General features: G+C 65.0%; 16 protein-coding genes. 2 read left to right on the top strand and 14 right to left on the bottom strand.

All coding sequences use genetic code 11. From position 1 onward, the window contains the following. Window positions 1-161 precede the first annotated feature (161 nt). Entirely contained in the window at window positions 162-887 is a 726-nt protein-coding gene (locus A2Z13_05865; protein ID OGP76933.1) for a bifunctional demethylmenaquinone methyltransferase/2-methoxy-6-polyprenyl-1,4-benzoquinol methylase, read from the top strand. Between the two features lie 42 nt (window positions 888-929). On the opposite strand, the gene A2Z13_05860 is transcribed toward A2Z13_05865, so the two are convergent. Then, window positions 930-1,913 carry a cysteine synthase A gene (locus tag A2Z13_05860; GenBank protein ID OGP76932.1) on the bottom strand — a complete coding sequence of 328 codons (984 nt, stop codon included), beginning with the start codon at window positions 1,911-1,913 and terminating at the stop codon, window positions 930-932. Window positions 1,914-2,030: 117 nt separating this feature from the next. On the opposite strand from A2Z13_05860, the gene A2Z13_05855 reads away from it, so the two are divergent. After that, window positions 2,031-2,609, top strand: a complete 579-nt coding sequence (locus tag A2Z13_05855; GenBank protein ID OGP76934.1) for a Rossman fold protein, TIGR00730 family — start codon at window positions 2,031-2,033, stop codon at window positions 2,607-2,609. A 114-nt stretch (window positions 2,610-2,723) separates the two neighbouring features. On the opposite strand, the gene A2Z13_05850 is transcribed toward A2Z13_05855, so the two are convergent. From A2Z13_05850 to A2Z13_05790, 13 genes are all read right to left on the bottom strand, one after another. After that, complete coding sequence (locus tag A2Z13_05850; GenBank protein OGP76931.1) at window positions 2,724-3,671, bottom strand: hypothetical protein; 948 nt, start codon at window positions 3,669-3,671, stop codon at window positions 2,724-2,726. A gap of 39 nt (window positions 3,672-3,710) precedes the next feature. Next, window positions 3,711-4,130 carry a hypothetical protein gene (locus tag A2Z13_05845; GenBank protein ID OGP76930.1) on the bottom strand — a complete coding sequence of 140 codons (420 nt, stop codon included), beginning with the start codon at window positions 4,128-4,130 and terminating at the stop codon, window positions 3,711-3,713. Between the two features lie 63 nt (window positions 4,131-4,193). Then, the gene (locus A2Z13_05840; GenBank protein ID OGP76929.1) at window positions 4,194-4,658 is read right to left on the bottom strand and encodes a hypothetical protein; all 465 of its coding nucleotides are present in this window, start codon (window positions 4,656-4,658) and stop codon (window positions 4,194-4,196) included. Next, complete coding sequence (locus tag A2Z13_05835) at window positions 4,645-5,121, bottom strand: hypothetical protein (protein OGP76928.1); 477 nt, start codon at window positions 5,119-5,121, stop codon at window positions 4,645-4,647. The genes A2Z13_05840 and A2Z13_05835 overlap by 14 nt, the downstream gene beginning before the upstream one ends. Window positions 5,122-5,125: 4 nt before the next feature. Beyond that, complete coding sequence (locus A2Z13_05830; GenBank protein ID OGP76927.1) at window positions 5,126-5,716, bottom strand: hypothetical protein; 591 nt, start codon at window positions 5,714-5,716, stop codon at window positions 5,126-5,128. A gap of 45 nt (window positions 5,717-5,761) precedes the next feature. Continuing rightward, complete coding sequence (locus tag A2Z13_05825; GenBank protein ID OGP76926.1) at window positions 5,762-8,332, bottom strand: DNA polymerase I; 2,571 nt, start codon at window positions 8,330-8,332, stop codon at window positions 5,762-5,764. Then, entirely contained in the window at window positions 8,301-8,786 is a 486-nt protein-coding gene (locus tag A2Z13_05820; GenBank protein ID OGP76925.1) for a hypothetical protein, read from the bottom strand. Before A2Z13_05820 ends, A2Z13_05825 begins: the two co-directional genes overlap by 32 nt. Before the next feature lie 5 nt (window positions 8,787-8,791). Continuing rightward, window positions 8,792-8,998 carry a hypothetical protein gene (locus A2Z13_05815; GenBank protein OGP76924.1) on the bottom strand — a complete coding sequence of 69 codons (207 nt, stop codon included), beginning with the start codon at window positions 8,996-8,998 and terminating at the stop codon, window positions 8,792-8,794. A gap of 5 nt (window positions 8,999-9,003) precedes the next feature. Continuing rightward, window positions 9,004-9,981, bottom strand: coding sequence for a delta-aminolevulinic acid dehydratase (locus A2Z13_05810; GenBank protein ID OGP76923.1), 978 nt, complete (start codon window positions 9,979-9,981; stop codon window positions 9,004-9,006). Further along, window positions 9,978-10,772 carry a hypothetical protein gene (locus A2Z13_05805; protein ID OGP76922.1) on the bottom strand — a complete coding sequence of 265 codons (795 nt, stop codon included), beginning with the start codon at window positions 10,770-10,772 and terminating at the stop codon, window positions 9,978-9,980. Before A2Z13_05805 ends, A2Z13_05810 begins: the two co-directional genes overlap by 4 nt. A gap of 21 nt (window positions 10,773-10,793) precedes the next feature. After that, window positions 10,794-11,732, bottom strand: a complete 939-nt coding sequence (locus tag A2Z13_05800) for a hydroxymethylbilane synthase (protein ID OGP76921.1) — start codon at window positions 11,730-11,732, stop codon at window positions 10,794-10,796. Then, complete coding sequence (locus A2Z13_05795; protein OGP76920.1) at window positions 11,725-13,059, bottom strand: glutamyl-tRNA reductase; 1,335 nt, start codon at window positions 13,057-13,059, stop codon at window positions 11,725-11,727. Before A2Z13_05795 ends, A2Z13_05800 begins: the two co-directional genes overlap by 8 nt. Before the next feature lie 22 nt (window positions 13,060-13,081). Beyond that, window positions 13,082-13,556: c-type cytochrome biogenesis protein CcsB (locus tag A2Z13_05790; GenBank protein OGP76919.1), on the bottom strand; the 475-nt coding region annotated here is incomplete at its 5' end.

Here is a 13,556-nt window from a genome sequence, read left to right as displayed (position 1 = left end):
CATCATGTTGTTGTCCTTAGACGAAGCGTGGGGTTCGAAAAATTCAACCCAAGCTCCTGTCATATCCTAATAAACCCGGAAGGCGCCGTATAGTTCCCCCGTTTCCCCCGGGGGAAAGGCTGATATAATGAAACACCCCGTTTTGCCTGCGGAGCAATACCTTGTACCGGATGGACGAGCGAAACCGAAAAATCGGCGAAATGTTCTCCTCGATCGCGCCGAAGTACGACTTCCTCAACCGGCTCCTCTCCCTCGGGCGGGACCGGCAATGGCGGCGGCAAGCGGTGGCCGGGATACGTCCGAAGCGGGGTGGGAGACACCTCGATGTCGCGACAGGAACCGCCGACGTCGCCCTGGAGATCCTCCGGCAGAAGGGGGTCGAGTCATTCGTGGTCGGGTCGGACATTTCCCTGGAAATGATGCGGATCGGGCGGGAGAAGGCGACACGTCAAGGGGGGGCAGGGAGGATGGCATTCGTGCGCGCCCCCGGGGAGGCGCTGCCGTTCCGCGATGGCGTCTTCGATTCGGCCTCGATCGCCTTCGGGATCCGGAACGTGGCGGACCGCGAGCGGGGACTTTCCGAAATGTGCCGCGTGGTCCGGCCCGGTGGCAGGGTCGTGGTGCTGGAGTTCTCCCGGCCTGAAGGGGCTCTCTTCGGTGCCCTGTACCACCTCTATTTCACGCAGGTGCTGCCGAGGATCGGCGGGCTCGTTTCGAAGCGGAGCGCCTATACCTACCTGCCGGAATCGGTGCAGGCGTTTCCTTCCTCTCCGGCGTTCGCGGAGATGATGCGGGCGGGCGGCTGCGCCACGGTCGACTACCGTCCGCTCACGTTCGGCGTCGTCACCCTCTACGTCGGCATACGTCCTGGGCGGGGACACTCCTAGCGGTATAAACCACAAACCCAGGAAATGTCCACGGCGAGGCGGTCAGATCGTCGTGGCGGACGCCTCGTTCTCGAACCACCCCTCGAACAGGACGGTCGTCATGTAGCGCTCCCCGGCGTCCGGCAGGATCGTCACGATCGTCTTCCCGGCGAACTCGGGAAGCTTCGCCAGCCGGGCGGCCACAGCGGCCGCGGCCCCGGCGGAGATCCCGGAGAGGAGCCCTTCCTCCCTCGCCAGCCGGCGGGCGTACTCCACCGACTCGTCGTTGGTCACCTGCTCCACACGGTCGACCAGGGAGAGGTCCAGCACGTCGGGGATGAATCCCGCGCCGATCCCCTGGATCTTGTGGGGGCCGGGCTTCAACGGCTCGCCGCGCAGCTTCTGCGTGATCACCGGGCTGTGGACCGGCTCGACCGCCACGGAGACGATTTTCTTCCCACAGGTGGTTTTGACGTAGCGCGATACCCCGGTGATCGTCCCCCCCGTGCCGACGCCCGACACCAGGACGTCGATCGCCCCGCCGGTGTCTTCCCAGATCTCCGGCCCCGTGGTGTCCTCGTGGATCTTCGGATTCGCGGGATTCTTGAACTGCTGGGGCATGTAATACCTGGCCGGGTCCGAGGCGACGATCTCTTCCGCCTTCTCGATCGCCCCTTTCATTCCCTTGGCCCCCTCGGTCAGGACCAGCTTCGAGCCGAACGCCTTGAGGACCATGCGGCGCTCGATGCTAAACGTCTCCGGCATCGTGAGGATGATCTCGTAGCCGCGGGCGGCGGCGACGAACCCCAGCGCGATTCCCGTGTTCCCGGAGGTCGGCTCGACGATGGTCTTGCCGGGGCCCAGGAGCCCCTTCTTCTCCGCGTCCCAAACCATGGAGGCCCCGATCCTGCACTTCACGGAATACGAAGGGTTGCGCCCCTCGACCTTGCCAAGGACCGTGGCGCCCGTACCGTCCACAATCTTGTTGAGCTTCACCAGCGGCGTGCGCCCGATCGAAAGCGAATTATCCAGGAACCATTTTGTCATGTCCGCCTCCCATATTATGTCTATCGTCTATATAGTATTTATTCTTTTACCCCCATGTCAACACATTTCCCCTGCTTCCATTTTTCCTCGATTCGCCGTATGGTTTGCAGGATGATGATCCGGCGCCTGTGCGTCTTCAGCTCCTCCAGCAACCACGTCCCCGGGAGGTTCCGGCGGGACACGCTTGCGCTCGCCGACAGGATGATCGAAGAAGACATCGCGCTCGTCTATGGAGGCGGATCGGTGGGGCTGATGGGAGTCCTGGCGAACCGGATCCTCGAAGGGGGAGGGAAGGCCGTCGGCGTCATCCCGAGGTTCCTCTGCACCAGGGAACTCGCGCACGAGGGACTTACGCGGATGATCGTCACGGACTCCATGCACGAGCGAAAGATGGAAATGAGCCGACGCGCCGACGCGTTCGCGGTGCTCCCCGGCGGATTCGGGACGATGGACGAGTTCTTCGAGATCCTCACCTGGAAGCAGCTGGGGCTGCACGCCAGCCCGATCGTGGTCGCCAACACGCTGGGCTGGTTCGATCCGATCCTCTCTTTCTGCCGCCACGCGGTAAAGGTCCGGACCGTTGCGCCCCGGAACCTCGACCTGTTCGAAGTCGTCCCCTCCGCCGCGCAGGTTGTCGATGCGCTGCTGCGCCGCCGTCGGCCGGCCCCCTCGCCCGGCCTCCTCACACGAACCTAAGAACCAGGACGTTCTTAAGAACTCGCTCGGCAGCGCCTTCCTGGCAACGATTCCAATCCAAGAGGGACTTTTTCACGGGGGACATTCTCGTGGGGGACATTCCTAAATCAAGTATCAAGTATCTCGTTGGGGAGTGTCCCCCCTCGTCGTTGAGGAGTGTCCCCCGCCCATGTGTCCCCTGCGCATGTGTCCCTCCGTCATGGAGAGCAGGTAGTTGATCACCGAGGAGCAGAAGACGACGAGGAACGTAGCCTCGGTAAGGTCCAGCGACCCACCGTCGGGGGGAGCGCCGGGCAGGCCGCTCACGGCGTGACAGCGGCGCAGCGTCGCCTCCATCCCCGTCAGCAGGTCCGGCGGGATCCCGAAGGAATCGGCGAGAGGCGCGACGGTCCCCAAGGCGATCTTCCCCTCCTTGTCTCCGAGGCTGCGGACCACCGCAGCCACGGCCAGTGTTGCCTCCCGAACCGCCTCCTGCGACGCCGGCACGGGCCGCCTGGAAAGATAGGCAAGCGCGGCATCCAGGTGGCGGGAAGCCGCCGCGAGGTCGAAAAAATCGAGTTTCTCCTCCGCCGTCGCAACCGCGTCGAACCCCATGGAATCCGGGAGGGGGACGAACTTGTCGCGAAGGAGGCGGACCGGGGCACCCTCCTGCTCCAGGATCTCGTTCAGGCTGCGGCGGAGAAGCTTCCTGTCCACCTCCTTGAGGCCTGCCCGGTCGTCCACGAGCAGGAACTCGAAAAGGTCGTAGAGACGGTGATCCGGCAGGGAGAAGAAGCGATCCCGGAAGGCGGCGCGCGACGCGTCGTTGTCCGCCGCGGGCAGATCGTCGATCGGCTCCTTGAAGAAGGCGAGGCAGGCGCCGCGCAGGGCGGCGGTCCAGACCGTCCTCGAATGGTCGGTGGAAGAAACGATCCGGAACAGGAGGTTCCAGAGGGAGTTTCTCAAGGAGGAGGCCATCGCTTTCAGGATAACCGCAAATATCAAGAGGTCAAGAAAACCGGGACGGTTCTGAACTTTACTTTTTAACAAAAAAAACCCCCGGATGGCCGGGGGCTTCTGCATGTTGGATGGATACGTCGACGGGTCGGCCGCCCTGGAGGGTCACCCCTCCCAGTGGCCGGGAATCCACACTCTCATCTCGACGTTGCTGTAGTGGCCGGGAATCCAGACCCGGCGGGTTTCGCGGCGGTAGTCGTCGTCATCGTGGTTGTCCCCGCGGCCATACCGGTCGAACCGCTCGATCTCCCAGTGCCCGGGGATCCATTGCCGCTGGATCCGCGTCTCATAGTGCCCCGGGACCCAGACCTGTTCGGGAGGATAATAGGCCCTCGGCGGAGGGCCGTACACGGGCGCCGGGTACGGGTAGGAATTTGCGATGGCATGCCCGAGAATATTCAGCCCGATGATCCCCGTCAGGATCTTGCCGGCCGTGGCCCACCCGCGGTCCCCTGCGGAAGCCGGTGTCACCATCGTCGACGCCAGCAGGCCCGTCGCAACAAGTATGGCCAGAGTCTTTTTCATCGCCTGCCCCTCCTTTCGCATTCATCAGACGAGGGAAGAAGGAGAGATATTCAACCGCGCGGGCTATTCGGCGGAGATGAGGAGGATCATCACCCCGGACGGGTAGGGAGGCCCTCCCACCAGGACCATCCCCCCCCGGCTCAAGCCCAGGGTCGTCGTCAGGAGGTTCCGGCCGCCCTCCAGGAGCTGCACGGCGAGCCGGACCTTGGTCCCCGGCGCGGGAACGGGCGTCACACGCATGCTGCGGCCGCCGGGGAGCACGAACTCCCCCGTCTCCCCCACCGCCAGGGTGCGCTTCATCCGGTCGAGCATCTTGTAGGAGGAATAGTTGAACATCGACTGCAGCTTCGTTCGGAGAGCGGAAAGTGCGGGGTCGATCGAGGTCCCCTGGTTCGAGGCGACCACCACCCCGATGTCGACGACAACAGAACCCGGGGGAGCGGCCTCCGCAACGCCGGTTGCGAGGAGGATTACGAGAAAGGCGATCGCCGGTAGGACGAGCCCCGGCCGGGGTTCAGGTCTTGTCATTTTCGATGATCCAGATCACCCGGGGAAGGTCGTTCCCCTTGTCCACGAGGGCCACCGTCGCGGTGTCCGATTCCAGGTCCTCCACCGCGACCTCGAAGCTGCTCGGGTGAAATGGGGCCCTGCTCACATCCGAAGGATAGAACAGCAGGACCAAGACCGCAAGCGCAGCGCCCGCCGGCAGCCAGAGCCATCTCCGAACCCAGGATGCGGACTCTTTCGGTTGTTTCCGCTCATCGATTCCCGCGCGCACGCGGGTCCACAGGGCGTCGAGCTCTGGCGCTTTTTCCCCGGCCCGCGACGCCGTCCAAAGCCGGAGCATCTCCCCCACCCACCGGTACGCAGCCGCCTCCGTCGCGCAGGATCCGCAGGATTCCACATGACGACGAATCTCGGCCGCCTCGGAAGGAAGAAGCCGTCCGTCGATCTCGTTCTGAATCATCTGTAAAGCCTTCTTGCAGTCCATCGTCCTACCCTTCCCGGAACTCTTTCAGCGCCTCCTTCAGCTTCGCCCGTGCATAATGGAGGCGCGACATCACGGTGCCCACCGAACAATGAAGCACCTTGGCGATTTCCTCGTACGCCATCCCGTCCACCTCCCGCAGGAGGATGACCGCCCGGTGGTACTCCGGAAGGTCAGCGATCGCCCGGGTGAGCGCGTCCGAAAGCTGCCGGTTCTGCGCGAGATTCTCCGGAGTCCTCGGATACATCACGGACTCGGGCGGCGACACCTCCTCGGAGAGCCACTTTTCATCGAGGGGAACCATCCGGGACCTCGACGACTTCCTCCACCGGTCGATCGCCTGGTTCACCAGGAGCCGGTAGAACCAGGTGTAAAAGTTCGCGCCGAAGCGGAACTCCTTCAGGTTGTAATACGCTTTCACGAAAGCTTCCTGAACCACGTCGAGCGCGTCGTCCGGGTCCCCGGTGATCCCGAGCGCCACGTGGTAGGCCCGGTTCTTGTAGCGCTCCATCAGCTCCCGGAAAGCCTCCTCGTCGCCGCCCAGCGCGGCCCGGATCAACGCCTCGTCGGGGGCGCCCGGTTTCTCCTTTTCCTTCATAGGACGGAGCTTTTCCCCGATCTATTCATCGCCCGGCGTCCCGTATCAATGGATTTCCCCCCAGTTTTTCCCCCGGCTGAGAGAGACGGTCAGGGGGACCGACAAGGAGGCCGCCCCCACCATCGCGTCGCGCACGATCCTCCCGGTTTCGCCCGCTTCCCGGTCCGGGGCCTCGGTAATGAGCTCGTCGTGGACCTGGAGGACCAGCCGGGCCCCCATCTTCCGCTCCCGGAATTCCCGGTCGATGCGGATCATCGCCAGCTTGATGATGTCCGCGGCGCTCCCCTGGATCGGGGCATTGATCGCCATCCGCTCCGCCGCCTCCCGCAGGACCTTGTTCCGGGAGTTGATGTCCCGCAGGTACCGGCGCCGCCCAAGGATCGTCCGGACGTAGCCGTCCTTCCTCGCCTCCTCCTTGACCCGCTCGATGTAGTCCCGCACACCGGGGTAGCGGATGAAGTATTGGTCGATGTACTGCTTCGCCTCCCTCCCCCCGATCCCCAGCTCCCGGGAGAGGCCGAACGGGCTCATCCCGTACAAGATACCGAAGTTGATCACTTTGGCACGCCGACGAAGCTCGGGGGTGACCTCGGAAGGAGAGACGCCGAAGACGCCGCAGGCCGTGTCGGTATGGATGTCCTCCCCTTTCAGGAACCCCCGGGTAAGAGTAGCGTCGCCGCTCAGGTGGGCCAGGAGGCGCAGCTCTACCTGGGAGTAGTCGGCGCCCACGAAGAGGAATCCCGACTCCGCGACGAACCCCTCCCGGATGCGCATGCCCAGCTCGGTGCGGATGGGGATGTTCTGGAGGTTCGGGTCGGACGAAGAGAGGCGACCGGTGGCGGCCTGGGTCTGATGGAACGTCGTGTGGATCCGTCCGTCGCGAGGGTCGACCATCCCCGGCAGGACGTCCACGTAAGTGGATTTGATCTTGGCGAGCGTGCGGTACTCGAGGACCAGCGCGGGGATCTCGTGGGCGCTTTTGAGCCGCTCCAGGACCTCCACGTCGGTGGAGTAGCCGGTTTTGGTCCTTTTCACCGGCGGAAGACCGAGCTTCTCGAACAGCAGGAAAGCCAGTTGCTTGGGGGAGTTGATGTTGAAATCGGCCCCGGCGATCCGGGCGACCTTCTGTTCGATCTCCCGGACCCCCTCGGCGAGCACCACCGAAAGGTTCCGGAAGATCTCCGCGTCTATCCGGATCCCGGCGGTCTCCATCCGGTAAAGCACAGGCAAAAGGGGCATGTCGACGTCGCGGAAGATCTGCGTGAGCCCGGCCTCTGACAGCTTCGCATCGAGAAGGATCCCCAGCGACAGGAGCGCTTCGGCGTCCCCTGCCGCCTTGTCCTCCGGCGTTTCTCCTTCCTCGGCACCCACGGCCGCGGGAAGGTATCGTGCGAACAGCTTGGGCAGGGTGGGCGTCCCCTCGTCGGGCGCCAGGAGGTAGCCCGCTACCTGCAGGTCGAAGATCGGAAGGGAACTTCCCCTCGGGGTGCCCCCGTGACTCCTGAAGAACAACTTCCCATCGAAAAGAAAGATCCTGCCGCAGGTCTCTCCGAGGCGCCGCAGAGCCTCGGGCGCACCAGCGACCGGGAAAACAAAGGTCCCGTGCCCCGTTGCGGAGACCGCGGCGAACCCCTCCTTGCCGGAGACAATTGCCGCACCGGACACCCCCTCCTTTGCGACGCCGGGGAAAAGGTCCGATTCCTTTTCGACCCGTTTCCACTTCCGGCGCGGGGGGGGCGCGTCACTCCGAAGCGGGAGCATCGGCTCCACGTCCAGCGCCAGATCTTCGAGGAGTTTCCGGAAACCCAGTTTCCGGAACAGGGAGGAGACGCGGGCCTTCTGCATCGGGCGGGGAGCGAGATCTTCGAGGTTCTCCTTCAAGGGGACGCTCCGGTCGATCGTCACGAGCACCCGACACAGCCTCGCGACCTCGGCGTTCTTTTCGATCTTCTCCCTGCGGCTCCCCTTCAGGCGGTCGGCGTGCGCGAGAAGCTCCGAAAGCGAGCCGAACTCCCGGATCAGCTCCGCCGCCGTCTTCTCTCCGATTCCGGGAACACCGGGGACGTTGTCGGAGGGGTCGCCGGAGAGCGCCAACAGGTCCACCACCTGCGCCGGCCCAACACCGAAGGTTTCCCGGACCTCGGCCTCCCCAATGGTCCTCTCCTTCAAACCGTCCCGCACCCGCACGCTGGGGGAAACCAGCTGGTAGAGGTCCTTGTCGGAGGAGACGATGACGACCTCCATCCCCTTCTCCTCGGCCATCCGGGAAAGCGTTCCGATGATGTCGTCCGCCTCGGTGCCCGGAACCTGGATTCTGGGCACCCCCAGCGCGTCGATGACTTCCATCACCAGCGGGATCTGCGCGGCAAGGTCCTCGGGGACCTTCAGGCGGGTCGCTTTGTACTCGGGATAGAGAGCGTGGCGCGGCGTGGGCTCCCGGCTGTCGAATGCGGCGGCGATCGCGGCGGGGCGGTCTTCCTTGAGGATCTTGAGCAGGATCCTCGCCACCCCGAGGATCGCGTTGGTCGGGGTGCCGTCGGGCGCGGAAAGGCGCGGAACTCCGTAAAACGTGCGGTAGAGGACGTTATGACCGTCGATCAGATAGAGGGACGTCATCCGCAACCTGACGACATTCCACCACGAGCGTTTCGGCGAAGGTGTCGCCCGCCCGCTGCCCGTCGGCGTCGTAGAAGCCGAGATAGGTCTCGATGAGGAGGACGGCCAGGCCGATGGTGTACGCCAGGAACGGACCGGCGACGGGAACCAGGTAGAGCAGAAACGGCGCGGCCACGGTGAGGTTTCGCAGGAGCGACGACTGAAAATCCATTCCCTCCCGGTCGACGCGGACGACCTTCAGGGCCGTCAGCCATTTCCCCGCGCTGCGTCCGCTCGGGAAGCCGTCGCACAGGAGGATGTAGAAGAGGGAGGCGAACGTCCCCGCGGCGCCCGGGACGTGCCACAGCGACATGGCGATGATGAGGTCGGCTGCCTTGGCCACCAGCCGGGTAAGGTACCGGGCCCGGCGCGCGTCCTTGAAAAATTCCCTCTGGTCCTGCCACCGGAAGGTCATCGCCGTCACCCCTTTGCGGGCAGGTTGCCGCGTGTGAAGAAGAGGAACGCCATCGCCGGACGGCGATTCCCCGGCTGAGTCACGAAATGGATCGACTCGAACCGGTACCCTTCCTCCACACAGCGGTTCAGCGCCGCCTCGACCGTCTGGTCGGTGACGTCGCTGATCTCCATGACCTTGTAGGCGTTCCCGCTCTCTGTCGTCCCGGCCATCGAAGTCACCTCGAGAGGATCTTCGCCGCTTCCTTGGCGGAATAGGTGAGGATGAGGTCCGCTCCGGCCCGCTTGATGCCCGTGAGGATCTCCATCATCACGCGCTCCCCGTCGACCCACCCGAGCTTCGAGGCTGCCTTGACCAGCGAGTATTCCCCGCTCACGTTGTAGGCCGCCACGGGAAGGTCGAACGCCTCGCGGACGCGCCAGAGGATGTCCAGATAGGCAAGCGCGGGTTTGACCATGACGATGTCCGCGCCCTCCCGGACGTCTTGGGCCACTTCGCGGAGCGCCTCGCGGGCGTTGGGCGGGTCCATCTGGTACGACCGCCGGTCGCCGGACTTGGGCGCGCTCCCGGCGGCGTCGCGGAACGGCCCGTAGAAGCCCGAGGCGTATTTCGCCGCGTACGACATAATGGGGGTCCCCGTGAACGTCTCCTTGTCGAGCGCCTGCCGGATGGCCGCCACGCGCCCGTCCATCATGTCCGACGGGGCCACCATGTCCGCACCCGCGCGCGCGTGGCTGAGCGCGCTTTCCGCGAGGATGGCGAGGGTGGCGTCGTTGTCCACGTCGCCGTCCCTGGTGAGGATCCCGCAATGCCCGTGGTCGGTGTACTCGCAGAAGCAGACGTCGGTGAAGACCAGGATCCCAGGGACCGCGTCCTTGATCGCGCGGACCGCCGTCTGGATGATCCCCTTGTCGGAGGTGGCGTCCGATCCCAGCGGGTCCTTCTTCGCCGGGATGCCGAACAAAAGAATCGCGGGGATCCCCAGGGATCGGACCTCCTTCACTTCCTTGACCAGGTTCTCGACGCTCAATTGGAAGACGCCCGGCATCGAGGGGACCTCCTTGCGGATCCCCTTCCCGGCGACGGCGAAGAGCGGGCAGATCAGGTCGTCCACGGACAGCTTCGTTTCCCGGACCATCCGGCGGAAGAGCTCGTTTTTCCTCAGTCGCCGCGGGCGGTATTCGGGGAAGTTCATCGTCTCGATCCTCCGTCACGGGATTGGGAAGCGAGGCGGACGGCGATCGCCTCCACCATCCCGTCCAGCGTATATTTTTCGGGCATGATGTCCACCGTAAATTTCCTTTCCGCGACGATCCGGGCGGTCACTTCGCCGATCACCGCGATCCGGCTGCGGGAGAGCACCTCCGCCGCGAGGCCTTCCCCCAGCAGGAGGAAAAAGTTCCGGAAGGCGGAAGGGGAGGCGAATGTGCAAACGTCGGGCGGTTGTGCAACGATGTCCCGCGCCGCGCGCTCGTCCCGCTCGGGCAATTCGTTACGGTAGACGACGACCGTCTCCATGTCACCCCCCTGCCGGGCGATCTCTGAAAGGAGCACGTCGCGCCCCTCCAGGGCGCGTGGGAGCAGGAACCTCTTCCCGGCAATCCCCTGTTGCCGGAGCGCGTCCACCAGCCCTTCCGCCGTATGCAATTCGGCGGTGAGATCCGCCGGGAACCCCAGGCGGCGGAGCTCCCGGGACGTGCCGGGCCCCACGCTTGCCACCCGGACGCCTTCCGGCGGCCCGGAGATCCCCTTCTCCGCCGCGCGGGAGCAGAAAAATTTCGCCGCGTTGGGGCTGGCGAACAGGATCCAGTCGAAGGAGGACAGGCGTGCCAGGGCCTCGTCGAGGGGACCCGGATCATCGGGGAGGACCAGCCGGACGGTGGGGAAGAGCACGGGGATCCCCCCCCGCATGCGGATCAGGGCGGCGAACTCCTCCGCCTGCCCCTCGCCGCGGGTGACCAGGATCCTTTTTCCAAGCATCGACATCGCCCGCAAACCGCCCGCCGCCTATTTCCCGGCGGCGCGGTACACTTCGTCGAGGATTTCCTTCGCTCCACGCGCCAGGAGCTGCTCGGCAAGCTCCACGCCAAGCGCCTCGGGATCCGCCACGGTCCCCCGCGCGTTCCCCCGCACGATGTCCGACCCGTCGGGACGGCCCACCATCCCCTGGAGGAGGATGGAATCTCCATTCGTCCGCCCGTAGGCGGCGATCGGAACCTGACAGCCCCCCTCGAGCCGCCTGAGGAACCCGCGTTCCGCGCGGACGGCGAACGAGGTGTCCCGGTGGTTGAGGAACGAGACCGCTTCCCGCGTCTCCGCGTCGTCCCTCCGGATCTCGATCCCCAGCGCCCCCTGTCCGATGGCGGGGAGGGAAACCTCCACGGGGAGAACCTGTGTGATCCTCTGCTCCCACCCCAGCCGGCGCAGGCCAGCTGCTGCCAGGATGATCGCGTCGAACTTCCCCTCCTCCATCTTCCGGATCCGTGTGTCCAGGTTCCCCCGGTTGTCGACGACGACCAGGTCCGGACGGAGTCCCAGCAGCTGCGTCTGCCGGCGCAGCGAGCTGGTGCCCACCCTCGCTCCTTTCGGCAGGTCCTCGAACCGCTTCACCTGGTTGGAGAGGAACGCATCCCGTGGATCCTCCCGCTCGGTGATGGCGACGATTTCCAGCGCGTGGGGGAGGTCCGTCGGGACATCCTTCATGGAGTGGACGGCGAGATCAATGCGGTCGGAAAGCAGCGCCTCCTCGATCTCCTTGACGAAGAGCCCCTTGCCTCCCACGCGGGCCAGCGGGACATCGAGGATCATGTCGCCGGTGGTCGTGATCTTGACGATCTCCGCCTTCCTGCCGGTCTTGCGCTCCACCTCGAACTGGATGAACTCGGCCTGCCAAAGAGCGAGCCTGCTCCCCCGGCTTCCGAGGCGAAGGACGCTGTTCCTACTCAATCTCCCCTCCTTCCTTCTCTTTCCGTGCCTCTGTGGAAGGAGGGGATGGTTCGTCGTTCTCCGGCAGGTCGAACAGCTCCCGGACGGTGGCCACCAGCTCCGTCACGTCGCGGCCGTCGACGTCTTTCTTGAGCGCCGTGATCGGAGGGTGCAGGACCTTATTGAGGATCGAGGTGGCCAGCGACTCCACCACTTTCTTCGTCTTCGGGTCTTCGGGCCCCAGCATCGCGATCGCCTTGGCCACCTCCGCGTTCTTCACCTCCTCGAACTTCCTCCGCAGCATCACGATGGTCGGAGTGACCTGCTGGGCCTCGAGCCACCGGAGGAAATTCCGCACCTCGGCGGAGACGATTTCCTCCGCGCGCGCCGCTTCCTTCTGGCGCTCTTCGAGGTTCGTCTCGATCACGTTGTTCAGGTCGTCGATGTCGTAGACGTAGACGTTGTCGATCTGGTTGGCGTCCGGGTCGATGTCCCTGGGCACGGCCATGTCGATGAAGAACATGGGGCGGTTCTTCCGGATCCGGAGGACCTCCTCCACGTCCTCCTTCTTCAGGATGAAGTGGGGGGCGCCCGTCGACGAGAGGATGATATCCGCCATCTTGAGGTGGGACAGGAGCTCGTCGAACCGGACCGGCATGCCGTCGAACTCCCCGGCGAGCTTGACGGCCCGCTCGAAAGTCCGGTTCGTGACCAGGATCCGCTTGACCCCCGCGGAGAGGAGGTGGCGCGCCGCCAGCTCGCACATCTCCCCCGCGCCGATCAGCATGGCCGTCTTGTCCTTGAGGTTCCCGAAGATCTTCTTCGCGAGCTCCACCGCGGCGTAGGACACCGAGACGGCGGAGCTTGCGACCTTCGTCTCCGTGCGGACCCGCTTGGCCACGGAGAAGGCCTTGGTGTAGAACTTGTCGAGGATCGGCCCGATCGTGCGGAACTCGGCGGCGTATCCGTAGGCGTCCTTGACCTGCCCCAGGATCTGCGGCTCCCCCAGGACCATCGAGTCGAGGCTGCTCGACACCCGGAAGAGGTGCTTCACCGCCTCCTCCCCCTCGTAGTGGTAGAGGTAGCCGTTCAGCTCGTCCCTCGCGATGCCGTGAGTGGCGGAGAGGAACTCCTTCACGGCCGTCGCGCCCTTGTAGGACTCCCCCCCCGCCAGCACGCACACCTCGACCCGGTTGCAGGTGGAGAGGATGATCCCCTCGACGATCTCTTCGCGCTCCACCAGCCCCCGCAACGAGTGCCCGATCGTGTCGGCGGGGAAGGCGAGCCGCTCGCGAATCTCGACCGGAGCGGTCCGGTGATTCAACCCCACTATGACGATGCTGCTCATCGGAAGCCCGGGAATCCTTCCTTCACCCGGAGAGGCTGGAGTAGGAGTGGAGGCCGGGCAGAAGCAGGTTGACGCCGAGGAAGGTGAACAGGACCGCGCAGAAGCCGATGATCGCCAGGATTGCCGCCTTCCGCCCCCGCCAGCCGACCGTCAGGCGCCCGTGCAGCAGCGCCGCATAAAGGAACCACGTGATGAGGGACCACGTCTCCTTCGGGTCCCAGCTCCAGTAGGACCCCCAGGCGTACTCGGCCCAGATGGAGCCGGTGATGATCCCCAGCGTCAGCAGGGGGAATCCCACGGTCAGGCACTTGTAGTTGATCTCGTCGAGCACATCGAGGGACGGGAGGCGCTTGAAGATCGCCCCCATCCGCTTCCGCTTGACCTCCTTCTCCTGGAGGAGATACATGATCCCGGCGCCGAAGGCGACGGCGAAGACCGCATCGCCGATGAACAGCAGCATGACGTGGATCGGGAGCCAGTAGGAGTCGAGCGCGGGC

This window comes from Deltaproteobacteria bacterium RBG_16_64_85 (genome assembly GCA_001798885.1).
GTDB lineage: Bacteria > Desulfobacterota > Deferrimicrobia > Deferrimicrobiales > Deferrimicrobiaceae > FEB-35.
Note: the sequence above shows the minus strand (reverse complement) of the source record. Positions and strands in the feature narration are given on the sequence as shown.